General features: G+C 58.5%; 26 protein-coding genes. 14 read left to right on the top strand and 12 right to left on the bottom strand.

The features are described from left to right. The first annotated feature begins 192 nt into the window (after window positions 1-192). Window positions 193-345, top strand: coding sequence for a hypothetical protein (locus tag N554_RS40000; protein WP_156041950.1), 153 nt, complete (start codon window positions 193-195; stop codon window positions 343-345). 12 nt (window positions 346-357) lie between these two features. Here N554_RS40000 and N554_RS0116040 read toward each other — a convergent pair whose 3' ends face one another. After that, the gene (locus N554_RS0116040) at window positions 358-573 is read right to left on the bottom strand and encodes a hypothetical protein (RefSeq protein ID WP_029584391.1); all 216 of its coding nucleotides are present in this window, start codon (window positions 571-573) and stop codon (window positions 358-360) included. A gap of 219 nt (window positions 574-792) precedes the next feature. Between N554_RS0116040 and cysK the strand changes: the two genes are divergently transcribed. The 3 genes from cysK to N554_RS0116025 all read left to right on the top strand — a co-directional run bounded on the left by cysK (window position 793) and on the right by N554_RS0116025 (window position 2,345). Beyond that, window positions 793-1,770 carry a cysteine synthase A gene (gene cysK, locus N554_RS0116035; protein ID WP_029584390.1) on the top strand — a complete coding sequence of 326 codons (978 nt, stop codon included), beginning with the start codon at window positions 793-795 and terminating at the stop codon, window positions 1,768-1,770. A gap of 1 nt (window position 1,771) precedes the next feature. Further along, window positions 1,772-2,011 (top strand): BrnA antitoxin family protein, encoded by a 240-nt coding sequence (locus N554_RS0116030; protein WP_029584389.1) that lies wholly within the window; start codon window positions 1,772-1,774, stop codon window positions 2,009-2,011. Between the two features lie 64 nt (window positions 2,012-2,075). Next, complete coding sequence (locus tag N554_RS0116025) at window positions 2,076-2,345, top strand: hypothetical protein (protein ID WP_245283624.1); 270 nt, start codon at window positions 2,076-2,078, stop codon at window positions 2,343-2,345. A 77-nt stretch (window positions 2,346-2,422) separates the two neighbouring features. Here N554_RS0116025 and N554_RS0116020 read toward each other — a convergent pair whose 3' ends face one another. Together N554_RS0116020 and N554_RS0116015 are read right to left on the bottom strand one after the other, a co-directional pair. Further along, window positions 2,423-3,862 carry a caspase family protein gene (locus N554_RS0116020; RefSeq protein ID WP_029584387.1) on the bottom strand — a complete coding sequence of 480 codons (1,440 nt, stop codon included), beginning with the start codon at window positions 3,860-3,862 and terminating at the stop codon, window positions 2,423-2,425. A 269-nt stretch (window positions 3,863-4,131) separates the two neighbouring features. Then, window positions 4,132-4,884, bottom strand: coding sequence for a GntR family transcriptional regulator (locus N554_RS0116015; protein WP_051677518.1), 753 nt, complete (start codon window positions 4,882-4,884; stop codon window positions 4,132-4,134). Between the two features lie 199 nt (window positions 4,885-5,083). On the opposite strand from N554_RS0116015, the gene N554_RS0116010 reads away from it, so the two are divergent. The 6 genes from N554_RS0116010 (at window position 5,084) to N554_RS0115985 (ending at window position 11,439) form a co-directional block, all read left to right on the top strand. After that, window positions 5,084-5,998, top strand: a complete 915-nt coding sequence (locus tag N554_RS0116010; RefSeq protein ID WP_029584385.1) for an amidohydrolase family protein — start codon at window positions 5,084-5,086, stop codon at window positions 5,996-5,998. A 52-nt stretch (window positions 5,999-6,050) separates the two neighbouring features. Beyond that, entirely contained in the window at window positions 6,051-7,247 is a 1,197-nt protein-coding gene (locus tag N554_RS0116005; RefSeq protein WP_156041949.1) for an ABC transporter substrate-binding protein, read from the top strand. Between the two features lie 85 nt (window positions 7,248-7,332). Then, a complete protein-coding gene (locus N554_RS0116000; protein WP_036053359.1) occupies window positions 7,333-8,205 on the top strand; it encodes a branched-chain amino acid ABC transporter permease in 873 nt (290 codons plus the stop codon). Beyond that, the gene (locus N554_RS0115995; RefSeq protein WP_029584382.1) at window positions 8,202-9,977 is read left to right on the top strand and encodes a branched-chain amino acid ABC transporter ATP-binding protein/permease; all 1,776 of its coding nucleotides are present in this window, start codon (window positions 8,202-8,204) and stop codon (window positions 9,975-9,977) included. The genes N554_RS0116000 and N554_RS0115995 overlap by 4 nt, the downstream gene beginning before the upstream one ends. Beyond that, window positions 9,970-10,677: an ABC transporter ATP-binding protein gene (locus N554_RS0115990; protein WP_029584381.1), complete on the top strand. Its 708-nt coding sequence runs from the start codon at window positions 9,970-9,972 to the stop codon at window positions 10,675-10,677. Before N554_RS0115995 ends, N554_RS0115990 begins: the two co-directional genes overlap by 8 nt. Continuing rightward, on the top strand, window positions 10,678-11,439 hold the full coding sequence (locus N554_RS0115985) for an SDR family NAD(P)-dependent oxidoreductase (protein WP_029584380.1): 762 nt from the start codon (window positions 10,678-10,680) through the stop codon (window positions 11,437-11,439). A 127-nt stretch (window positions 11,440-11,566) separates the two neighbouring features. Here the strand turns inward: N554_RS0115985 and N554_RS0115980 are convergent, their stop codons facing one another. Then, on the bottom strand, window positions 11,567-12,457 hold the full coding sequence (locus tag N554_RS0115980) for a DMT family transporter (protein ID WP_029584379.1): 891 nt from the start codon (window positions 12,455-12,457) through the stop codon (window positions 11,567-11,569). A 238-nt stretch (window positions 12,458-12,695) separates the two neighbouring features. Here N554_RS0115980 and N554_RS0115975 point away from each other — a divergent pair, with 238 nt between their 5' ends. Continuing rightward, window positions 12,696-13,094: a RidA family protein gene (locus N554_RS0115975; protein ID WP_029584378.1), complete on the top strand. Its 399-nt coding sequence runs from the start codon at window positions 12,696-12,698 to the stop codon at window positions 13,092-13,094. Window positions 13,095-13,106: 12 nt separating this feature from the next. Beyond that, window positions 13,107-13,310: a hypothetical protein gene (locus tag N554_RS0115970; protein ID WP_029584377.1), complete on the top strand. Its 204-nt coding sequence runs from the start codon at window positions 13,107-13,109 to the stop codon at window positions 13,308-13,310. Window positions 13,311-13,337: 27 nt separating this feature from the next. On the opposite strand, the gene N554_RS0115965 is transcribed toward N554_RS0115970, so the two are convergent. The 6 genes from N554_RS0115965 to N554_RS0115915 all read right to left on the bottom strand — a co-directional run bounded on the left by N554_RS0115965 (window position 13,338) and on the right by N554_RS0115915 (window position 18,494). Then, window positions 13,338-13,901: a hypothetical protein gene (locus tag N554_RS0115965; RefSeq protein ID WP_036053357.1), complete on the bottom strand. Its 564-nt coding sequence runs from the start codon at window positions 13,899-13,901 to the stop codon at window positions 13,338-13,340. Further along, window positions 13,846-14,202, bottom strand: coding sequence for a hypothetical protein (locus N554_RS0115960; RefSeq protein ID WP_029584375.1), 357 nt, complete (start codon window positions 14,200-14,202; stop codon window positions 13,846-13,848). Before N554_RS0115960 ends, N554_RS0115965 begins: the two co-directional genes overlap by 56 nt. 189 nt (window positions 14,203-14,391) lie before the next feature. Beyond that, window positions 14,392-14,982: a formyltransferase family protein gene (locus N554_RS0115955; protein ID WP_029584374.1), complete on the bottom strand. Its 591-nt coding sequence runs from the start codon at window positions 14,980-14,982 to the stop codon at window positions 14,392-14,394. A 253-nt stretch (window positions 14,983-15,235) separates the two neighbouring features. Then, window positions 15,236-15,487 (bottom strand): hypothetical protein, encoded by a 252-nt coding sequence (locus N554_RS0115945; protein WP_029584372.1) that lies wholly within the window; start codon window positions 15,485-15,487, stop codon window positions 15,236-15,238. 252 nt (window positions 15,488-15,739) lie between these two features. Beyond that, entirely contained in the window at window positions 15,740-16,558 is an 819-nt protein-coding gene (cpaB, locus tag N554_RS0115940) for a Flp pilus assembly protein CpaB (RefSeq protein WP_029584371.1), read from the bottom strand. A gap of 1,237 nt (window positions 16,559-17,795) precedes the next feature. Further along, on the bottom strand, window positions 17,796-18,494 hold the full coding sequence (locus N554_RS0115915; protein WP_029584368.1) for an outer membrane protein: 699 nt from the start codon (window positions 18,492-18,494) through the stop codon (window positions 17,796-17,798). 723 nt (window positions 18,495-19,217) lie between these two features. Between N554_RS0115915 and N554_RS39995 the strand changes: the two genes are divergently transcribed. After that, a complete protein-coding gene (locus tag N554_RS39995) occupies window positions 19,218-19,385 on the top strand; it encodes a hypothetical protein (RefSeq protein WP_156041948.1) in 168 nt (55 codons plus the stop codon). Between the two features lie 1,409 nt (window positions 19,386-20,794). Beyond that, window positions 20,795-21,325 (top strand): DUF992 domain-containing protein, encoded by a 531-nt coding sequence (locus N554_RS0115885; protein ID WP_029584366.1) that lies wholly within the window; start codon window positions 20,795-20,797, stop codon window positions 21,323-21,325. Window positions 21,326-21,460: 135 nt separating this feature from the next. Here the strand turns inward: N554_RS0115885 and N554_RS0115880 are convergent, their stop codons facing one another. Both N554_RS0115880 and N554_RS0115875 read right to left on the bottom strand, forming a co-directional pair. Next, the gene (locus N554_RS0115880) at window positions 21,461-22,348 is read right to left on the bottom strand and encodes a hypothetical protein (protein WP_036053349.1); all 888 of its coding nucleotides are present in this window, start codon (window positions 22,346-22,348) and stop codon (window positions 21,461-21,463) included. A 5-nt stretch (window positions 22,349-22,353) separates the two neighbouring features. Then, the gene (locus N554_RS0115875; protein ID WP_029584364.1) at window positions 22,354-23,724 is read right to left on the bottom strand and encodes an MBOAT family O-acyltransferase; all 1,371 of its coding nucleotides are present in this window, start codon (window positions 23,722-23,724) and stop codon (window positions 22,354-22,356) included. Window positions 23,725-24,095 lie beyond the last annotated feature (371 nt).

The raw sequence follows: 24,095 nt of genomic DNA, 5'->3' as shown, positions 1-24,095 counted from the left end.
CACGTCGCTTTACCCTTGATCCGGGTCGATGACGGCACCATCGCCCCGGGGGAGGCGATTGAATGCCGGAACGCTGGGGTCGCGATCCTGCCGGAATGATCACAGCTTCTTGAAAAGACCAAGCGGACCTCGTGGATATCAAACTCTTGCTTGGTCCGGTCGATCTCCTCATCGCTGCCGGGGGGCGATGGGTTGTCGGAAATCAACGTCGCGTACGACCAGCGCCTGATGCACGACATCAGGGATACGATTTCGAACGTCACGTTCGAAAGCTTTGCCGAGCGCAACGCGCACCGAATGGGCGAAGAGCTACATCGCACCGCGCTAAACGCGATCACAGCCTAATTGAAAGAAAGCCTAGTTGCAGGCAAATCGCTTCAGCGAGTGCTTGGTCACGAAACCGTAACCGCAGGTATCGCAGGTCCAGAGATAGCTGATGAGGTTGTCGGAAACAAAGGCGGACGCTTCCGCAGCTATCATGGAGTCCGCGCAAACCGGGCAGGTTGGCAAATCACATACGCGCGGGTCGGTGCTGGGCGCGGCGGTCGACAGGATTTCAGCAATTGCTGGCATCGTGACCTCTCTTGCGAGCTGGACCTGATGCTAACATAAACCGATTTATTTGACGATGTCGCAACACAAATGCGTTGGTTTTACGTAATTTGATTATTATCGGTTGTGATGCAGCGCATTAGCAACTTGTCCGAATTCTGGCTTGCACGCGGACACATGCCACCCTAAAGGAAGGAATAGCCTCTGATTTCGTGCAAATTGCCGCCACAGGAGTTCGTCATGGACGCGCCGACAGCTACGAGTGCACTGCACCGTCCGGGCCGGGGCCGTGTCTTCGACAGCATCGTTGACGCGATCGGCGATACGCCAATCGTCCGCCTGCGCAGATTGCCGGAGGCGCACGGCGTCCGCGCGACAATTCTCGCCAAGCTGGAGTATTTCAATCCGGCAGCGAGCGTGAAGGACCGCATTGGCGCTGCGATGATCATCGCGATGGAAAGAGCGGGCGTGATCAACGCCGATACCGTGCTGATCGAACCGACATCGGGGAATACCGGCATCGCGCTGGCTTTCGTCGCCGCTTCTCGTGGCTACCGGCTGAAGCTGGTGATGCCGGAATCGATGTCGATCGAGCGGCGCAAGATGCTGGCGTTTCTCGGCGCTGAAATCATTCTGACACCGGCTGCCCAAGGCATGAAGGGCTCGATCGCGACCGCGGAAGAACTGGTGCGGACTACGCCCAACGCCGTCATGCCGAACCAGTTCAAGAATCTCGCCAATCCCGAAATTCACCGCCGCACCACCGCGGAGGAAATCTGGAACGACACCGGCGGCAACATCGATTACTTCGTCGCGGGCGTCGGCACCGGCGGCACCATCACCGGGGTGGGGCAGGTGCTCAAACCCCGCAAGCCGTCGCTGCGGATTGTCGCCGTGGAGCCCGAGGAAAGTCCGGTACTCTCGGGCGGGCAGCATTCCCCGCACAAGATCCAGGGCATCGGCGCAGGGTTCATTCCGGACATCCTGGACCGCTCCGTGATCGACGAGATCGTCAAGGTCGACAGCGCTACCGCGATCGAAATCACACGCGCGCTGGCGCGCAACGAAGGTATTGCCGGCGGCATCTCCTCCGGCGCCGCGATCGCAGCCGCAATTAAAATCGGCAAGCGGCCGGAAGCTGCGGGCAAGACCATTCTCGCGGTCGTGCCGTCGTTTTCGGAGCGCTATCTTTCAATGGTGCTGTTTGAAGGAATCTAATCTGCCAGATCAACCGCGACGACCGAGAACCCTGAACGACGCCCGAACCGAAGCTGAGGCGGCGTTCAAGCGGACCACAACCAAGGTGCCGGAGGCGCCGCCTAAAAAAACCGCGCTTCCCGGCGTGAAGCAGCTTGTTTCGCTGCGGATCGATCAGGACGTTCTCGAACACTTCCAGGAGGAGGGGCCGGGTTGGCAGGATCGGATCAATGAGGCGCTGCGAAAGGCGGCCGGGAAATGATCTGGGCCGGTTGATGCGTTTGCATTTGAAGGGCCTCTGGCTCGCGCTACTTGTCGGCTTGCAAATGACGCCGGCGTCCGCTGAATCGGTCCCGTTCAACTGCGTCATTTTGCCGGGCAATGACCTCGCCAGCATCATGATGACGAATTCGCTGGCGAGCGACGCCTCCTGTACCGTGACCTGCAAATTTTCAACGACCAAATACAATAACAATCCACAGATCACCTGCACCAAACCGGTTCCGGCAGGCAAGGAAGTGGAGATGTGCCAGCTGACCTCGGGCGGGGACAAGATGGTGAAACTCACCGATGGGCACGCGGAGTGCATTAAATAGATTGAGGCTCGAAGTGAAAAAGCCCGGCATGAGCCGGGCTTTTTAATTGAAAATTCTGTAGCTGGGCGATCGGATGATCAGCGTCCGAGAATGCCGCCCACCACGCCTCCGATGAAACGCCCGGGCCCGGCGAGATCTGGAGGTGGAGCTTGAGCTGGAGCGCTGCTACGGGCGCTGCCACCGCTGCCGCCTTCTCCGCCCCCGCTGCTGCGGCGTGCACGACGAGCCGGCCGATCCTCGCCCTCGTCGCTGGAACTGGTTTGCGTCGTTGCAATGATTTCGGTCAGCAGCGCCTTGTGCTGCAGCTTGTTGAGATAGCCGGACTTGGGATAACCGCGGGCAACCTGCCAGCGCGTGATCACGGCGCGGGTCGGCTCGTCGAACTGACCGGTAACCTTGGTATCGAAACCAAGGCCGGTCAGCCGGCGCTGCACGTCACGGCGCAGGCCTTTGTCGAGACCGATCTGATCTTCCGTGGTCTGGTTGGATGGCTCGGTAAAGGTGGCGGGATCGATGCCCGTCGTCAGATTGCGGGTCGTGCTCGACGGGCCGCTCTCCAGGGAGGCGATCCGGGCCAGCGCCAGCGATCTGAACTGACCGTTGGGATAGTTGCTCAGATAAGCATTGAGCTCTTCCGGCTTGTTCGATTCCTTGACCGAGCGCCAAAACTCGAGCTCGACATCTGAACCGCCGGAGTTTGAGGCGACAGCCGGCGGCGCCGAAGGCGCGGCATTGGCGGCAGGCTTCCCAGCCGGGTTCAGATAAACCGAACCGATCAGGTTGGTGTGTCCCCAGGGCAATTGACCCTTGTTGGTCTCCTGGTTCACTTGGGCGCGCACCTCGGTCATCGCCTGCTGGATCTCGACGCCGGGCGTCGCGATGTGGCGTATCAGAGCGCGCGTAAATGGACTGTTGGTGCCTTCCTGGCCGTCCAATGCGGTCTGGCCGGGGCCTGTCGCGAATGCGATCAGCGTGCCTTCACCGGATTTCATTTCCGCAAGGCCAGACTGTACCGATACGCTGCGGGTCGCAGAATTCGATTTGATCTTTGCGGCAAACGGATTGTCGCGGCAGGCGTCGAGGAACACCAGTTTGACCTTGGCGTCGCTCATGGTCTGGTCGAGCGTGAGATCGATGTTGATCGCGGCGCCCAGCTTGACGTCCATTTCGGATTTGATGTCGGCGTCAACAGGCAACAAGTAGTTCGTGCCGCTGATGGCGATGCCGTGGCCGGCGTAGAAAAATACCGCGACGTCGGCGCCTTGCGCCTTCTTGCCGAATTCGAGCAGCCGCTCGGTCATCTTATCGCGGGTAAGATTGGTGCCTTCGACAACCTCAAAGCCCACATTGCGAAGTACGCCGGCCATCGACTTGGCGTCGATCGCAGGATTGGGGAGAGGTGCCACGTTCTTGTAGGCGCCATTGCCGACGACAAACGCGACGCGCCGGTCGGCCTTGGCCGTTTGCGCTGACAACACTAGACAAAACAGGGAAATAATGAGGGTAAAATAACGCATCTGAAAGCCCCTTGGCAGAATCGAATATCTTGCTGCAAAGCGTCGTGACAGAATACACGCAAAAACCACACTTCGCGCCACTAAAATCAGCTATCACCCAAATCCTTGCTGGCCGTCAACGAGGCAAAATACGAGGCAGAATATTGCAACGAGGCAAATACTGAATCGGGCCACGGCTGCGTGATTTAGATCACAATTTTGCGCCAGCGCTCCTGCAAAAGGTGGATAGCCAATCTCGGCTGCTCCGCGAGCCGACTAGGCAAAATCGCTCAATGGCCAAAATCGCTCAATGGCAAAGGCAAATTATTCTCGCGCAATCGTGTCGATTCAAGAACGAAATTCGCCGTGCCAAGCAGGTCGGCTGCGAGCGCGTCGCGGGCCGTCGCCGCATCTCGGGTTTGGATGGCATGAACCAGACGAGCGTGCTGCGCCAGAGCCGTTTTGGCACCCTGAACGACAGACGAATCCAAATCGAGATTGATGATGGGGCCGACTCTCAGCCAAAGCATTTCGGTAATTCTCAGCAGCGTCGGCAAATGACTCGCGCGATAGATGATGAAGTGCAAATTCTTGTTGGCTCGCAATGCTTCGATCTTGCTGGGATTGCTACTCGTAACGGCGTCGCGGAAAGCCACCTCTTGCTCTTTAATTAAATCGAGCTCCTCATCGGTGCGATGAATCGCGGCCTGTTCCGCGGCGAACCCTTCGATGTGAATTCGAACGCTCGTCAGCTCGCGAAAAATTTCAGTCGTCATGATTGGAACGCGAACGGCCTTGTTCGGCAAAATCTCCAAGGCGTTGTCCACAATCAAGCGCGTGATCGCTTCACGCACGGGCATCATCGAGACGCCAAGTGTGGCTGCAACTTTCCGGATTGAAAGCCTTTCGCCTGGCGCAAGCTCACCCGATGCGAGTGATAGGCACAGCTGCGCATAGATCTGATCGCTGATAGTCGCTCGATTGAGAGGCTTTCTTCGGACAGTCGGACGCGCAGATATTTTTGATGCAGACGGGATTGACATAGCCATAACTCAGCAGATAGCCTCACTGTGATCACACTAATCAGTGTACTAATATATAGCAATATCAAAGATATAAATCGTGATCGGCTTCGGGTGACTGAAAGGCAGGAATCGATACGACTGGGAGTTGTTGCCACAACATCGCCATAGAAGGTAGCCGCATGCGCGGCCCGGCTCAAACGAAACAAGGAGAGAGTGAATGATAATCGATTGCCATATTCACGCGGGCGAACTGGGAAAACACTACCCGGAATGGTGGATTGAAGAGCTCTATGCTGCCTGGGGCGGGATGCACAACTGGACGTACGACAAGCCCGCTATGACGGTCGGCGAAAGGCTTGTGTATCAAATGGATCGAACCGGTGTGGACATGGCGTGCATCATGACGTCTGACCACCGGCGCGTCTATCCCAACGACGGCGGACCCTACACTCCGAATGATTATTTGCTCGAAGTCAAAAGCGCAGCACCCGACAGGTTCGCATTGACTTGCAGCGTGGATCCCCTTCGTGATGTTGCTGCATCGGTCGAAGAGATCAAGCGTTGCGTGAAGCAACATGGTTTCCAAGCCTGCAAGCTGTATCCGTCCTACGATCATTTCGATCCTCGCGACAGTCGTCTGGATCCAATCTATAAAACGCTCAGCGATCTCGACATCCCCATGCAAATTCATATGGGATGGACGCCGTGCAAAAACGCTCCGATGAAATTTCAGCAGCCCTACCTGCTTGATGACGTTGCGGCGAAATTTCCTGATCTCAAAATAATCGTCGCGCATGTCGGCTGGCCATGGGTCGATGAATGCATGGCCCTCATTGCCAAGTGGGACAACGTCCATGCGGATATGGCGTATTGGGGATGGTTTGGCGCGGAAAAGGTGCTGCGAACCGTAAAGGACTTCGGAAATATTTGCGGATATCACAAGCTTCTTTTCGGCTCCGAGAATTCGCACACCCACATGGCGGCGGACATGTTCCGCAGCTTTGAGAAACTCGCGCCGCAGCTTCACATGAGCCCCATAGCGAAGGACGACATGGAAAAGATCATGTGGCGTAACACGGCCCGGCTTTGGAAAATCGACACAAGCAAGGTCAAGTCCACAAAAGCGGCTTGATGGATCGCGACTACGATCGACTTTTAAAAAAAATTAATCGCAGGAGGGCGCCTTGGTTAGGATTAACTTTAAGCGTGTTTCGACCGTAGCCGTCGCGATAGCCTTGGGCATGCTTGCGCATGGTCGGGCTATCGCGCAGTCCGGAATCAGCGACACGGAAATCCGGATCGGAATGTGGACCCCGCTCAGTGGCCCGTTGTCACTGCTCGGAACGTCCACACGCGATGCAGTTAAAATATGGTCTGACGACATCAACGCGCGTGGAGGAATCCACGGTCGAAAGATAAAATTCATTGCCTACGATGACGCGGGCTCGCCGCAGGAAGCGCAAGCCGCCGTGCGGCGGCTCTTGACCCAGGACGACGTGTTTATGTTGCTGGGCGGATCGGTCAGCGGATCGACGCTGCCGGTGCGCCAGGTCATCGATCGCGCGAAGGTTCCCTTCCTGGCATCTATATCCTCAAACATAAACCTGATGCAGCCGTTTTCGCGCTACCTGTTCCGCATCTACGCCAACGAAATTTCTCTTTCCGAGCATCTCGTGGAGTGGGCCGTCAAGGATATGAAGTCCAAGAAGCCCGCCATTATCTACACGAGCAACGACTACGGGATCGGCGGTTACAATGCGATCCGGGACTTCATGCGCAAAAGCTATGGCATCGATTTCGTCGCGGCGGAGCGCTACAATCCCAATGATCAGGATTTTTCGGCGCAATTGCTGCGAATTCGCTCGGCGGGGGCCGACTCGATCCTGGTGTTCTCGTTTGCCGCAGAGGCAGGCATCATCGTGCGTCAGGCGAAAGAACTCGGCATCAACGTGCCGTTGTTTGGCGGTGCTGCGACTGCGACCCCGCTTTTCCAGCGGGCTGCCGGCGATGCGGCACGCGGGTTCGTAGCGGTCTACCCGCTGCCGGAATTGACGGAAACGTCGACCGCGCCCGCGGTGCTCGCCTATCGCAAGGAGCTTGAGAAGCTCTATCCCGGCGGGATGCCTGCCGGCCGGCCTTCAGAGTATGATTTTCTGGCGTACACCGCCGCCAAAACCGTGGGGCAGGCACTGGAGAGGGCAGGCCGCACGCTAGATCGCGAAAAGCTCGTGCAAGAACTCGAAGCGACTCGTAAATTCGATACCGGACTGACTTTCCCCATCAGCTACACAGCCGAAAGTCACGAGGCAACCGGACGCGCCTCGATCATACAAGTCGGCGACGATCTCCATTGGAAGATGATCCAGTCCAGCGCCAACTAAATCGCTGCCTTGTTTATTCACTCGCTCAGAACCGGTAACCGGTTTTGAGCGCGTGAAAATATGCGTGGGGCTAATGGAGGGGTAAGTGGACTTATTCTGGCAAATTCTCGTCAGTGGCGGGATGCTCGGCAGTCTGTACGCACTGGTCGGTTTGGGATTCGTGCTCATTTATCGTTCAACGCGGGTGGTCAATTTTTCCCAGGGCGAGATGTTGATGCTGGGCGCAATCCTGGCATTGTACTTCTACCAGGACCTCAAGCTGCCTTATGGCCTGGCATTCGTCGGCTCTTGCGTGACGGTTGGACTGCTCGGGGCCTTCCTGGAACGCGTCGCGTTTCGGCCACTTCAACGCGCTCCGGTCATTACGTTGATTCTGGCGACAGTGGCGGTCGGCCAGATGATCCGCTCGGCCGTGCGCATCGTGCGCGGGTCGGAAGTCAGTCACTTCCCGCCGCTGTTTCCGACAACGCCGTTCACGGTTGGCGGAGTGACGTTGACGGCGCTGACGGTGGGCACCGTCATTCTGTCCATCTTCCTCGTTGGCGCGCTGGTGCTGTTCATCCGCTACACTCGTATTGGCCGCGGCATGGAAGCCGCCGCTCAGAACCGTGATGCGGCGACGCTAAGCGGCGTCAGTATCAATCAGACATTTCTGCTGACGTGGGCGGTGAGTTCTGCGCTCGCGGCGGCGGCTGGAATCCTGATAGCTCCGCTTATCGTTATCACGCCCGATATGGGCATCATCGGCCTGAAAGGCTTCATCGGCGCGATTTTAGGCGGGTTTTTGACAATTCCCGGTGCGATCGCGGGATGCTTCCTGCTCGGCATCATCGAAAATTTGGCTGGCTACTACATCTCTGGGGCGATGAAGGATGTCGTCTCATTCGGGCTTTTGCTTTTGATTCTTATCGCCTGTCCTCAGGGGCTTTTCGGACGCCAGGAGGCGCGACGCGCATGAAGTTCAAACTCGCGTCCGCATCCATCGCGCTATATGCAGGATTTGTCCTGATCGCTTTGGCGGCTCCGGCCGTGCTCCCGGCCTATCCGCTCTTCGTCTTCAGTCTCGCCGTCGTCAACATCATTGCCGTTCTCGGTGTGAACGTCACCATGGGTTACGCCGGCCAGATTTCATTGGGACACGCTGGATTTGCGGCGATCGGCGCCTATACGACAGCACTGTTAATGGCCCATGGAGATTGGGCGTTCTGGACCGCATTGCCTGCGGGCGGGCTGTTGGCGGGAGTGTTCGGCTATCTGCTTGGTCTTCCTGCTCTTCGATTAGGCCCGCTGTATGTGTCGATGGTGACATTCGGTTTCGGCTTCGTCGTCGTCCTTATCCTGCAGAATTGGTACGAACTGGCCAACGGCCCGAACGGAATGGCGGTCGCGCCACCGCAACTGTTCGGAAATGATCTGACGCCGCATCAATTCCACTACTTTGTTGTAGTGGTCGCGGTCGCGTTATTTGTTGTGACCCGCAACCTCATCAATTCGCGCGTCGGACGAGCATTCGTGGCCTTGCGGGAGAGCGAAGTCGCAGCCCGCGCCATGGGCGTGAATGTCGCCGCTACCAAAACATTGGCCTTTGGATTGGGCGCTGCCTACGCGGGCATCGCCGGGGGTTTGTTTGCCGGTCTCACGCAGTTCATCAATCCAGACTCGTTCGTGTTTGGGGTGTCAATCAGCTACGTCACCATGGCGATCCTCGGCGGCTCCGGATTTTTCGCAGGGCCGATCGTCGGCGGCCTGACATTGACGGTTCTTCCAGAACTTCTTCGTGGCGCGGCCGAGTACAAGGAACTCCTGACTGGCTTTGTTCTCTTGATGCTTCTGATTTTTCTGCCCCGGGGTCTGGTGGGATTGCTGTGGGACCGCTTTTCGGTGCGGCCAGATGTGATTCGAGAGGTGAAGTCGATCAAAACCGATGCCATCGACAAAAGCGTGAGACCGGATTCCAGCCGCGAACTTCTCCGCGTCACGGATGTCTCGCTGTCGTTCGGAGGGCTCGCGGCGCTGAAGAATGTCAGCCTCGAAGTCAACGAAGGCGAGATTGTCAGCATCATCGGCCCGAATGGGGCGGGTAAGACCTCGCTGTTCAACACGATCTCCGGCCTGTACAGCCCGAACAAGGGGGCGATCGAGGTCGCGGGGCAACCGGTGATGGGATATCGGGCCCATCAGCGTGCGCGAATGGGCATCAGCCGGACCTTTCAGAATCTCGAATTGTTCCAGGACATGACCGCCCTTGATAACGTGCTGGTCGGTGCGCATGGGCAGATCACCAATTCTCCAATCGAAAGCGCTTTCCGGCTGCCGGGCGAGCGCAGGCGCGAAGCCGAGCAGCGGTCGCGGGCGCTCGAGCTTTTGGAGTTTGTCGGCTTGCTTCATTATGCGGAGGAGCGGGCAGGTAGCCTGTCCTTCGGGCATCAACGCCTTCTTGAAATCGCCCGCGCACTGGCATCGCGGCCGAAGCTGCTAATGCTTGACGAGCCCGCCGCCGGTCTCAATTCAACGGAGGTAGGCGCGCTGGCGGACATCATTCGGCTGGTGCGCACCCGCTACGGCGCCTCAGTCTTGCTGATCGCGCATACAATGAACCTGGTGATGGCCTTGTCGGACCGGGTGATCGTTCTGCATCACGGCGTGAAGATCGCCGACGGAACGCCCGCCTCAATTCAGAAAGATGCCGCCGTCATCGACGCCTATCTCGGTGAGGTCTCCAATGCTTGAGCTCAACGGAGTACGGAGTTCCTACGGCCGCATTCAGGTGCTTCACGATGTTAGTCTTAGCGTGCCGGAAGGAAAGATTGTTTGTCTGCTGGGAGCCAATGGCGCCGGCAAAACCACGACTGTCCGGACGATCGTCGGACTCCATCGGAGCACAAAGAACGATATCAAATTTCTCGGCAAGCCAATCGGAGCGACCGCACCCCACAAGATCGTAACGCTCGGCATCGCCATGGTTCCCGAACGGCGAGATGTGTTTCCCGATATGACCGTCGCCGACAATCTCACCATGGGCGCATATTCGGTCAAGAATCGAAGTCAGGTCCGCGAGGATATGGAGCGGGTCCACAATCTCTTTCCCGTGCTGGCAGAACGGAAGTCAGCGTATGCGGGCACGCTGAGCGGCGGTCAACAGCAGATGGTGGCCATCGGGCGGGCGCTGATGTCCCGACCGAAATTGCTTCTGCTCGATGAGCCGACGCTGGGCTTGGCGCCGCTGTTGGTTCGGCAAATTTTTGAAGCGCTAAAGCGGCTTCACTCCGAAGGGATCACGATCCTGCTGATCGATCAAAATGCACGTCAGGCGTTGGCGTTGGCTGACTACGCCTACGTGCTGGAGAATGGACGAGTGGTGATCGAAGGCGACAGCGGCTTTTTACATTCGAATCCGGATGTCAGGCGAGCCTATTTGGGGGCAATTTGAATGAATGCGTTGTCTGAAGGACGAAGAGCGGGCCGGATGCTGGGCCGTCGCGTCCTGGTCACAGGAGCAGCGTCAGGGATTGGAGCGGCCATAACGGAACTTTTTGCGCGGGAGGGAGCGAAGCTAGCTCTCATAGACCGATCGGACGAGGCACTCACGAAAGTCGCGCGTGCGTGCGAGGCGCTGCCGTTGATCGCCGATCTGCGGAAGTCGGATGAGGTCGCCAAAGCGGTGCGGACGGCCGCCGAAAGGTTAGGAGGGTTGGACTGCGTGATCAACGCAGCTGGGGTGTTGTCGGTAGGACCCTTCGACCAAGGCCAGATTGAAGATTGGGAGCAACTGATCGCGGTCAACCTGACCGGACCATTCCTTGTGTGCCGCGCAGCGGTGGAATATCTGCGCAAGGCGGAATTTGCCACCATTGTGAACGTGTCTTCGGGAATCGCCTTGAGGCCTTTGTCGAACTATGCAGGATACGCGGCGTCGAAGGCGGGATTGTTGTCGTTTACGAAGGTCATTGCTCAGGAACTTGCGCCAACGATCCGCGTGAATGCGGTTTGTCCCGGTCCAATCGAAACGCCTATGATCCGCGATACCTATCCGACTAAAAGCAGCCGTAAAAAGGCCGAGGCGCTGTACGCGCTGGGACGGTTCGGCACTTCGTCGGAAGTCGCTGCGGCCGTGATGTTTCTCTGTGCGGAAGAATCGAGCTTCATCACCGGGATTTCCATGGCTGTCGATGGCGGACGTAGTTTTCATTGATGGACTTGAATCCGGTCGCGGAGTTGCCAAAGATCCTGCGCGGGCGCTGATGTGGTATCAGCGATCCCTAAGCCATGTGCCGATGTAGCTGGAATTAAACAATATCGTCCCGATCGTGTCTGCGCGGTTACCCCGTTGCTCGATCAATCGCAGGCGCGGGCACCGGATCAGCCGCCTTCAAGTTCAAGAGGTTGCCGGTGAGGATCAGCGCCGCGCCGAGCACGGTGAACCTGTCCAGCCGCTCCGAATAGATCAGCCAGCCGGCGGCGGCGGTCAGCGGAACCCTCAAGAAATCCATCGGCACCACCACGGTTGCATCGGCATACAGCATCGCGCGCGCCATGCAATAATGGGAAAACGTGCCGCAGAATGCGATCACGACGATCCAGCCCCAGGCATAGGCCGAGGGCCATCTCCAGACGTAGAGCGACGGCAAAAACCCGGCTGCGCCCTGAATCACCAGCATCCAGAAAATAATCGCCAAGGTCTTTTCGGTGCGAGTCAGAGACTTCATCATGGCGAGGGAAATGCTTAATCCGACGGCGGCACCCAGCGCGATCAGTTGGCCCGGATTGATCTCGCCGGCCGCGGGGCGAACGATGACGATGACGCCGATGATGCCGAGCACGATCGCCGAAATCTTCCAGACCGTCACTCGCTCACCGAGAAAACTCGCGGCAAGAATCGCGGTCCAGATCGGCATGGTGAATTCGATTGACACCACCTGACCCAGCGGAATGAGCGTAAGCGCGAAGAACCAGCCGAGCTGGGCTGCATAGTGAATGAGATTGCGTCCGATATGCTGCAGCGGCCGCGACGTCTTCATTGTCGCGAAGCCTCCGTTCAGGCGGATCAGCGGGTACAGCATCAGGAGGCCGAAGATCGAGCGCATCTCCATGATTTGAAATACGTTCAGTTCGCGCGTCGTCTCGCGCCCGGCGATCGCCATGATCAGCATCAAGGCGAGCCAGCCCGCCATCCACAGCGCGGCCATTGGTTTGGAAGGAGTTCGGTCCATCAGGGAGTCTCAGACATGGCGCGCGCGGAATTGAGCGGAGGGCCCGCCGGTATCGGCGACCGCCAAGGGATTTGCAACGCGCAAATGTGCCGATGCAGTGATGCGCCGACCTCAATTTCGAGGTGGGAGTATCCGCGCGATCGGTGCTAAGGGTCGTCCCTGGCCGTCGTTGCCGGACACGCTAGTTGGCCCCTCCGGGGGCGCGAGGGAAACGACAGTAAACTTGGAGAATTTGCTGATGCGCACCTTGCAACCGGCCGAATGGTCGAAGCCACGCGGCTTCGCGCACGGCGTTGCGGTCGACGGTCCCGGGAAGTGGATCGTCCTTGCCGGGCAGACCGGAGGCGACGAGAAAGGGGAGTATCAACCCGATCTGGGCGGGCAGGTCGCCATCGCGTTACAAAGGATCATCAAGCTGCTTGCGGAGGCCGGCGCCGGCCCCGGGCATATCGTCCGGCTTACCTGGTACTTGACCAGCCGCAGCGAATATCAAGCTGCGGGCGCCGGCATCGGGGCGGCCTGGCGCGAGACGCTCGGGCGAAATCTCCCGCCGTCGACGCTGCTCTACGTTTCAGGCCTGGTCGACGAACGAGCGAAGGTCGAGATTGAAGTCACCGCATTCGTACCAGCTGCATAGGACATCCACCCCATGACAAATCGATCGACATCCGCGGATTTTGTGACGGCCTTCGCCACCGGCTGGCCCGAGAACCAACCTGATATCATGGTGCTTTCGTTGACCACGCACAAAGGCGTGCAGGATTTTGCGCTCAACAAGGAACAGGCGCTGTTGATTGCAAAAACCATGAAAGAGACCGCGGCGCGCCTGACCCAGCCAAAGCGCGAGAGCTAAAGCAAAACGGCTTGCAGCGAAACGGGCTTAACTGCGGGACAGCGACATGGATGCGCCCCTGAACCCGTTGTCGGCTCTGATCACGATGGACTGCTTGTTGCCGCGCGTCGTCAATGAAAGGTTCGCGGTGAATCCGCCTGCGCTCGCCACCACCTGAAACTGGCCGCCGCCGCCGCGTCCTTGGAGGGTGCCGTTGATGCCTCGGCTGCTTTCGCTCCACGTCCCGGAAAGCGCGCCGCGCTCGGCGATGACATTGCCTTGGAGATCGAATTTGTAGCTGGCGCTGGCGCAGAGCAGATTCAGATTGAGGCCGTTACCGCCAGCGCCAACGGCGTAGGATGCGCGGCATCGAATTCGCTCGGACGAGCCGTCATCGAGCGTGACGCTGCCTCCGCCGGCCCAGTTGCCGGCCATCCCGGCGAACGGGCCCGATTGCGCGTAACTGGCGGAGCCGGCCACAGTCGCCACGAGCAAAGTGGCCAGCGCGAATATCAGTCGTCGAACGGCCGTGAACGAACCGGCCGGCCGGCTCGATTTACTGGCGGGAGGCTTCCCACCGGCCGCTGCACGGTATGCCTGCAGATGCCCCATTCCATTTGCCCGATCCGGCGTTGCCGCTGAGCTGACCGTTTGCATATGCACCATTGATCGAAACCCGCACGAGCCCTTCGCGCCCGATGCTGCCGGTAACATCGGCGCCTGCGGCCGAGACCTTACCGTCCGTGACGGTCAGCGTCGAGCGCGTCGACGGTTCGCAGCCACCGGTCTTGGTCACAACCGTGACATTCCAAAGCCCGTCATACGCCGTCTGGGCCGTTGCGGGAGCCGCGGCGAGGGCGGCGGCGGTAAGGGCGGAAGTAAAAAATGCCATACGAATGCGAGTGCGGCGCATGAATCAATTCCCAATTGCGTAATGCTACAAGGCCTTATTCCGTCACAATGTGTTCAAAATTTGCCGCGTCGCGACAGGGCAAAAAGTTCCTTGTGAATCAAACATTTGATCCCAGATTTAGTTCCAGATTGGAACCACATTGGGGCGGGGCAGGGGTTAATGGAGCCGCCTCCGCCGAGTCGTTTACCCTTAATGCGGAAGTTTCGGCGCCAGGGTAGCGAATTGCTCGTCCTGCGGTTTCGCGGGCAGGCTGTTGTGGGTTTTGGCGTAGTCAATGACTTCACCGAGAAGTTTCTGCCCGAGCGGCGCCAGCGCGCGTTCCCACAATTCCCGGGCGGTCTCGCCCTTTTTGACGAAACACCACTCCTGGGCTGCGATCGCGCCGGCATCCATCTGGTCGGCCAGATGGTACACGGTGCCGCCGGCGATCGGATCGCCTTCCCGGATGGTCCATTCCACCGCCGCAATGCCGCGGTGACGCGGCAGCAGCGAGGGGTGATAGCCTATGCCGCCTAATTTGGCCGCCGCCAGCGCCTCTCGGCTGACGCGTGCGTGGCTGTGCGCCGTCACGATCAGGTCGGTACCGCCAGCAATTTCGGAAGCCGTGACAAGTTTGGGATCGGCCTGCACGGTAACTTTGATACCGGCGGCACGGGCGGCGGCGGCGAGCCGGTCTTCGGCGTCGGCTACCACGACGCCGGCGATTTCGACACCGTGTTGCCGCAGCATATTCAGCATCGTCACGCCGAAATGGCGGGAGCCGACGAGGGTGATCCGCATGGTCGTTCTATCCGTTATGTGAGCATCTGGTCCGTCGATAACACGTCGCAGGCATCTTTCACGCCGCCGGGGAAGGGGGCGGCTGGTTATCAACAGGACGCGGCACGCACTGTTGTGCACCTGACATCGGTTATCAGCGACCACGGGAAACAGCAACGGGGGGAGAATTACCTGAACGGCAGGCTCAGGATAATGCTCGCAGGATAATGCTGATGAGTGCTGCGCACCACATGGCGCGCTTCGAATCCGTTTGTCAGCCCTGCTTCAAACTATCCTTGACCTCTTCTGCGGGCCATTGCTCGTGTTGAGGGCGAGCGCGGACGAAGGTTCCGTCGTCGGAATTGATAAGGGCGTGGGAGGCGACCTCATCGTTTATCTCGAACAGCTTCAGCTCTGTCGTCGGCAGCCACATTAGCGTGCGGTCTATATCGCCGGGGAAAATCCGCCACGTCGACCCGTCATCCAATTTGACGATATGGCTTTCGGTGTGCTCCAGGATTTTCATGCGATAGGCCTTTCCGGAAAGAGCGAAAAGGAAAACGTTGTTCCTCGCCAAGGGTTCCGGAACCTTGCACCTGCACATGATGAAGTGGACGAAAGAACGGAAAATCGCGGCCGATCCTTGGTGCATCCCGACGATGAGGAACGGCCATAGAACCGCAGATCAGAGCGACACGTATCGCATTTCAAATCTCGCGGGAACGACTTCCAAAAATCCCGTAGCGCTCATGCTGAGCGGGCGTAAAAAGCCGTCGAGTTATCGCTTCTCGCACAAAGGCGTGCAGCTAAGCATTTCCCGACCGGCGACACCTCGGTAAATGGTGATCATCTTGTTGTCGGCTGTCTGAACAACGTCGCTGCTCTTAGCGTCCGCGATGCTCCGCAGCGCCAGCGACAACGTCCCGCTCTGCCGCGACCTCGCCAGCATTTCTGCGTCGGTAGGCGTCACTTCCAGCGTGGCCGTTTTTCCTAGCACCGCGTTCTGGCCGTCCTTCTCCTTGGGAGCCTGATCAATGGCAAGCACGCGTACATTGGCTAGAATGACCCGAGATACGACGACATCGGGGGCTCCTCCGGGGGAGTCAGGGTCCGACGTCACCTTTTCACGCTTCGACAGAATGACGTCGACGCGATCATTGGGTAGAATAAAGCCGCCCACGCCCGTCTCCGCCGAGATTTCCGTTGAAACAGCGCGCATCCCGGTGGGCAAAATGGCGGCCATGAAACCTGATCCATTGGCCTTGACCAATTTCTGCTCGCGGATTGGTTCCCCGGCGATGAAGGGCGCGCGCGCAATCGAGCCGGCGAGTTCGGTTGTCGCTTCGGGCCGCTCTTTGCGGCGAATAAAGCTGCTGCTCGCCGTCGACTCGGTCCACGTCTGCCACTGTAAATTTTCGAGTGTAACTGTCTGGCCGAGGCCGATCTCGTTTTTAGCCACGAGGACATCGACAGTAGGCATTTGCACGACGGCTTTGGTCGGCGCAGGCTTATTTTCGGAGGACCCGCTGGCAAGATAGGCGGCGACGCCGCCAGCGCCTAAAGCGATGGCCAGAACGATAAGGCGTGCGGGTTTCATACGCTTTACTCACAAATTACGCCAGGCGGCACACTTCACCCTCGGAAGGTACCAGCCAGAGGTCAAAGTCAGGTTAATAAGGCGCATCGAAATCGCGTGAACGAGCCTCGCCCTCGATTGGGTTTCGCTCGACGAGGCCCATGCGACGGGCCATGCCACCCGCTATCGCTCGCTGGAAAAGCGGGACAGTCCGGATTGAACTCCGTACCCTCTATTTAATTAATGGGCGCGAGCCCAGGCCCGGCAAAAGCGCGCTCAGCGCAAGTCAAAGTGTCCGCCTGAAAGCTCCGGGCCGCCGCCGATCGCGGGGTCTCGATGAGGGAGCCAGCGGGTTCACTCGCGAGATCGCGTCTTGCGTCTGGGTCGATCCCCACGACGATGATCGGCGAGGATGTCAGTGCGCTTCCCAATGCTTAGGCTTTCGATCTAGTGGCTCTCGATCCATTTGCGCCAAAGCGTCGGCTGAATGTCGACGTGCTTCCTATTTGAAGCATCGACCCATCGGGCCCCGTCCTTGTGACATGGGAAAGCGACCGCGTGGACCAGTCCATCATAGTCCAGCACGCAGACTTCGAGATCTCGGTCAAATGGCGCAATTGAAACGGGCATCCATTCTGCGGGCAATTGCATGACGTACCCTCCGATGAAAAATGCGTTTCCACGTCACAATATCGGGACTCTGTTTCGGCACGATTTCGCGCGGAAGAAAAAATGCTTCTTCGGAACCGCACCGGCAAAACAGCTTCACGGCATCGCGAGCAGTATGGCGCCCAAAAAACATGACGCCGCAAATCCGCTTCCGACCCCCCATGGCATTGACGTACCGGCGAGATAGTACTTACGCATTTCAACCCTGCCGGCCGCCGCGATACTCGCCGCCGGTTCACATGATCAAACTAACGCAAGAGCGGGAGATATCGCCTTGCGTCTAGGTGCATCCGCACGAGGAGCGGTGAGGACCCGTCCGGCCCAGACTAGATGAATGCGATAACGAGCAAGCTCGAGCACAACAGCACAAGGCCGGTCGCGATCAGCGCCAGGAATCCGTCGGACACGAAGTCATGATTACGCATGGTACACCTGCCGCCGCGGATGCTGGTCCGAATTTATTAAAGATTTCGGAATCGGCTTTTTGGTCCCTGATTCGAACAGGAAGGCCATGTCACGTTGCACAACGGCGCAGCAAAATGCCCGGGGTTGAGCCCGGGCATTAGGATTCTCGAAGTCTCGCAGTAGATCAGTATCGAGCGGCGACCGGCCCGCCGAAGCGGTAGTTAATGCCGCCCTTGACCGTGTGGACGTCGAAACCAAAGCCGATGCCACCAGGAACGAAGGCGGTCAGGTAGTCTTCGTTGGCGTAGCTGGCGAACATGTATTCGGCCTTCGCCGACCAGTTCTGGGCGAAGCCGTATTCAAGGCCGCCACCGATGGTCCAGCCAGAGTGAAACCTGCTTTCCGAGAACAGGGTGCCCACATCAGTGACCGACAGCCGGTTGTTGGCCCAGGCATAACCGCCCTTTACGTAGAACAGCGCGGCGTCGACGGCGTAGCCAAGTCGGCCGGTGACACTGCCAAAGGATCGGATCCGCTCTTCGAACGTCTCGCCCAAGAGAGTCTCGGAGAAGTTGATATCCGACCAAGCACCATCGACTTCGATACCGACAACGAACGGGCTACCGGCGCCCTGCCAGTTATAGCCGATCGTGCCGCCGACGAAGCCGCCCTTGATGTCATTGGTGCCGGCTGTGAAACCCGCGACGTTGATGCTGTCCGACCAGCCATAACCGCCCATCACGCCCACATAGAAGCCGGTCCAGTTGTAGGCGGGGCTAACGATAGCCGGTGCCTTGCTGTAGGTCCGGGCCGGGAGATCCGCAGCCATTGCGGATGCCGGTCCCAGTGCAATAAGGCCTGCGGCCAGCAAAAACTTCTTCATTTAATACCCCTTAAATTGCTACTTAACGTGTTGTGAAGCCCACTACCTATGCAGATTCTCGACCCCTGGCTGTATCCGAATTGCAACACACGGCCCGATAATGTCGAGAACGATGCTCTGACCGGTGGGGTGTCACAATGCCGATATGCCGATATGCCGATTGTGCCGAAAAGGGCCGGTACGTGCCTTCAGTTCACATGATCAAGCTGACCGAGGCGCGCGAGCTTACGCCTGACGTCTGGGTGCATCCGGACGAAGCGAGGTGAGCGACAGTTGTGGCACGCGCTAGCCGAAGCCGAGTATGAGCAGTCCAAGACCGGCAACGGTGACTGCGAACAGGAAACTGTAGGAAACAAATTCATCACGCATGGTGCACCTATAAATCACCCCACGCATTGGCCTCGTGTGATTGTCCATCGGTGGTGCCATGAATCGTACGCACCCCGAGCACGCACCGTCTCTAATGAATAGCCTAACTCGCGGCGAACAGATGTGAGCAGGTTCACATCGCGGTGCTGAAATGTCGCTTCACGCGGAGCGCCGCGCTACATGCCGCTCGTTGCATATGATCAGGCTTACGAAGCAGCGAGCGGTAACGCCATACGATAAAGTGCATCCGAATAAGTGCATCCGAAGCATTCGCGCACGACCGCTCTATTTTTGGCAAAGTTTCGCCCCGAATCCCACTGTAGAAATTCGTAACGGTAGATTTAGGGGGACGAAATGAATCCAGCGGACTATGCGCGCATGGCGGAAGAATGCTCTCGGCAAGCCGATGCAATGCGGCCAAGCCGGGAGCGAGATGCTCTGATGGAAAAAGCCCGGCAATATGCGTCCTATGCTAAAATGGAAAATTGGGTCGCCTCGAAAGAGCTGGAGCCGCCCAATTAGCGTGATCGAGGCCGCGCCAGCCGCGCACGTAACTCACATGGGAAATTTTTGATTAACGCTTCCCTGATATGGTGCGGATCATCGCGGAATTGTTTCGCGTACCGCGACCATTGGTGATGCATGCAAACCATCGAAATTACCGATCCACTAGAGGCCCGACGTTGCCGCTATGCCCAATATCGGGGCGAAAGGGCGCGATTGATCTTGAATGGATTGCCTGTCACGGGGACGGTCCGTGCGGTTAAGGAAGACAGATCCAGCACTCCGACGCGCTGGATCGTCTCGGTCGTACCCAAGCAGGGCATCGCAGCCTAGTCCTTTACGAGCCGCGCGAGCCTGCTCCTCGACGCTATCCGCCGCCCGCCGCGCCGATCTGGAAATTGGCGCGGCGATCCGTTGCCGGTGGTGCGGCATGCCGGACTCTCCGCCCGTGCATGATCAAGCTAACGATGGAGCGAGAGATCACGCCCTATCTTTGGATGCATCTGGCCGAAGGTCAGTGATCAGGCTGCCTACGCCGCTGAGGGGCGGCCCCGCTCGGTAGATTGAACAATCCCGACAGCAAAGAGTTATGGGTAAATGCCCCGACGCAAGTCACCAGTGACCGGCCCGATGACCGTGCAGCCTATGGAGCACGGCTCGATAACGCCGACACAATCGCAGCCGATGATGCCAACCACCGGTAAGAAGCCGAATACGGCCTTCCCGAAAAAACAGTCAGCGAGGACCGACGCGGTTGGCATCGCGAGAGCGCGAATTATGCGGCGCAATTCCCTGCGTAAGCAGCGACAAGCCCAGAAGGGATGATCTCAGCGTCGGATACAACCGCCAGCGTTGACTACCGTGTAGCCACATCTTTGAAGCGGGCACCCTGCGGGCCGATGAAAATGCCGTTCCTCATACAATCGGCCCGAGCAACCCCGCACCGCGCTGAGCCAGCATTTCTCCTGAGGCAGACTTGCGTGAGCGATGTGCATGTCCAGTTTGGTTTCGCTTTCCCGAAGTTAAGCTGCTGGCGCACTTCCTTCACCCCAGCTTCGGCTGGCCGCAAGAAGACGATCGTGGCTATGAGAATGACGCTCATCAGCGCGATCGAGGAGGGCATCCTGACTGAATTCCAACCGTTGAGCACCATTGCCGCTTCCCGCGCCAGTGTAGGTAGGGCAGGTGGGTCACGCAATGCCGCTATGGGTCGATCGGTAGCGCTTCGCCGCCGCCAAACTTAGACGGATCGTTGTAGCGGGGGATGTCGTCATACCTCGCCGGCGGAACGACGAAATGTGGCGTCTCTTGCCGAGACAGGTTCCGGCGCTCAGTCCGTTTTTGGGCTTCGCCCGTGCGAGGAACAGGAACATCGAATGTCGGTCCGCGTTGAGGGACCATCAGAATGCGTCAATGGAGGGCCGCCCATGAACAAAGCAACGCTGAACAGAACAAAGCTGAACAGTCTCGCAACCGCATGCGCCGCCCTGGCGCTCGCCCTCGCCATGGTTCCGGCCACGGCGCAGGAAGCCGGGCGAACGAGGGTTGGCACGCTCACCTGCAACATATCGCCCGGGGTCGGCCTCATTGTCGGGGGACAGCGGCAACTGAGCTGCATCTATGCATCGGCGAGAGGCAGGGGGCGCGAGGCTTATCAGGGCACCGTCAGCACGCTTGGGCTCGATATCGGCGCCACGTCCGGCGGCCAGCTGATTTGGGCGGTTTTTGCGCCGACCACACTGCGCCGGGCGGCATTGGCGGGAACCTATGCGGGTGCGACCGCCGGCGGCACGGTCGGCATGGGAGCGAGTGCCAACGTTCTGGTCGGAGGCTCGGACCGCACGGTCGCCTTGCAACCGGTGTCCGTGCAGATGCAGACCGGCATGAACATTGCGGCGGGCGTATCCAGCATGGAGCTGCGGCCGGCCACCGCGCCCGCACGTCGCACGGCCCAGTGATGACATCGTCGCCGGTGAATTAGGCTGCGGGCGCAGCCCTGAGCCGCACCGGCGGTGACGCTGCTCATCGCGGACGTCCGAGAACCGGCCTTGAAGCGCGTTTTTCCTATTCGACCACATTTTAGCGCGCCGGTTTCAATTATCCTGTGTCGGGAGTGGCCTATTTCTAAGTAACAGTTGCTTTTGGAGTTCCTTCGCAACGACGATCGCGGATCGTTCGTCTAGGTGTACACCGTCCGCCCATCGTAATTCATGGATTGGCAATTCTAGGCGCAGCCACTGAAGTTCGTTTGTGAATGTTGCATGGGCAATGTTGGCTGTCGCCCTTGCGTAGTCCGATCCTTGCAAGGCCTCGGCATAGGGCAGGCTGTAGAAATAGACCAAGCTGCCGCGCGCCTCGATCTGCTTAACGAGTCTCACCAGTGTCGCAGCGTTCCTGGTCATGTCGGCAGTTGACGCCGGAACGCTCCATTCTCGCATTGCCCGGTCAAGGTAAACGCGGTTGTCGAAATCGCTCGGCCGAGCCTGAAGCAGTGCGGCAACCATCGAGTCGGCCTGGTGACGGTCGGGCGGCGCATGAAGCCAGCGCTCGTAAAAGGCGACGGCTGCCCTGATCGGGTAGGGAAGCGTGGACGTGTTGGCGGTGAATCTTTGCACCAAAGCCGGATCTTCCCCGCGCTCCAACATGTTCATTTCGATAAGAACAATTTTCGGCAATCGCTCGCGCCCTATCAGCACTTTTAGGCCTGTGATGGACGACCCCCCGGCCAAGCCGAGAGTCTTCAAGTTCGGGGCGTCGAAATATTCTTCTTTCAAGCGCGTTGTGATGGAGCTTCCGACCAAAACAATGTCGGGGACCGGCCCTTGGCTGTAGCGGTCCAAAACCTCCAATGCTCCGTCACGACCTGTCGGTAGCGGCGGCGCCTTCGGTCCGGCAGCGGCAATGGCTGCATAGACGAGCAAGGGGAGCGCGATCGCGGCCCCGCATTTGACAAACCAACTGCTCGCGGACATCGGTTCCATTTTTTTCAAAACTGAAAATAGATGAATGAAGTGCTCGGCCCCGCTTCGACGAACATCAGGGCCGTCATCAAACCGTAGAGGTACGGTTCCGCTTTTCGCCGCGAGGTCTCAAAAAGCGAGCGCGGCGCGAGGTGCTGGATAATCATTGGCAGCGAGTAGAGAAGCGCCAAACTGTTGAACAGTTTTGCCTGATTCGGATTGATGTTAACCGTGAACATCCCCGACAAGAACGCGAGCGCGTGATCTAGGTTCGGAAGCTTGAAGAAAATCCAGAGCATTGAGACGCAGAAGAATACTATCGATATCCGCGCCGGTCGAACGATGGCTTCCCAGCGAGGATTTAGATCGACACTGCCGAAGATCGCGCGTTCCAGCACGAGCAGTATGCCGTGCATGGTGCCCCAGGCAAGATAGCTTAGGCCCGCGCCATGCCAGAGACCGCCTAGGCCCATCACGATCATGACGTTAAGGTAGGTCCGAGCGGTGCCGTGCCTATTGCCGCCGAGCGGGATGTAAAGATAGGTCCGCAGCCAGCTTGACAGGGACATATGCCAGCGTGTCCAAAATTCGGAGAACGACGCCGAGACATATGGCAGATTGAAGTTGACCGGCAGACGGTAACCGAACAACAGGCCAAGGCCGATCGCGATTGCGGTGTAGCCGAAAAAGTCGGCGTAAATCTGATAACTGTAGAGGAAGACCAGCAGCCATTTGTCTTGCGTCCGCACAGTCTCGAAAAGCGGAAAGTCCATATAGGCCGTCATTTCATTGAGATTGTTGGCCACGTACAACTTGAAAAAGGATCCCGTCAGCACCCACTTTGCGGCCTCGACAAGAGGAACGTCGCCGAGGAGCTTCGGCTTGATTTGCGGCATGAAATTCGCGGCCTGCGTAATCGGCCCTGATACGAGCTGCGGAAAAAAGATGATGTAGAGGAAGACACTGCTTAGATCGGGGTGATCTTTTGCGTTGCCCTTAGTCAGGTCGACCAGGAGGCTGATGTTATGGAAAACGAAAAACGAAATGCCGATCGGAAGTGGTAGCCGCAGCAGGAAATCAGCGACCCCAAAGCCGGTTAGGGCTGTTCCCGGATCAACGAACAAAAACTTGTATTTGAAAAAGGCAAGCAGGCCGAGATTGAACGCGATGCCGGCCGGCAGCCAGATGCGCCGCTCCTTGAACGCCAGGATCAGAAACACGTAAGTGCCGAGCACCGCGACGGCGAGCATCGGCAACATTTCTGGTTGGCCGTAGCCGTAGAAAAACAGGCTCGACAGCACCAACAGGTGAACTTGGAACGGTCGGATGGAGGGCGAATAATAGAGCGCGAATACGACCGCGACGAATATGCCGAACTGCCACGAAGTAAAAGTCATGCCGGTCCCGATTCCGAGGGGCGCACGCTAACACCACGACCAAACGGCGAACAGGCGACGCAGCGCACAAAAACTCCCCCCGGATGCCGGTGATCCGTCCTCGGCGCAGTTCGGCGCCGTGGCTCTGCGCAGCGCCCATCACGGCGGTGGTGAACGCACGGGGGTAACGATGGCCGCGGTTTCCGCGGTGCCGAGCTGGGAGCCGATGACGACGCCGTCGATTTGAATTTCGGCTTATGACCCTTCCAGACATTGCCGCGCGGGAGATGAAATGGAAACCGTGACCCTAACCGGACGCTGGAGCGGCGCCTCAATAGGCGCCCCTTCAACTGGTACTTCGTCCGCACTGAACCCGCCGACCTAGCCGCGCT

Source organism: Bradyrhizobium sp. URHD0069, from assembly GCF_000701345.1.
Taxonomy (GTDB): domain Bacteria; phylum Pseudomonadota; class Alphaproteobacteria; order Rhizobiales; family Xanthobacteraceae; genus Bradyrhizobium.
This window is presented reverse-complemented; position numbering and strand designations above follow the sequence as displayed.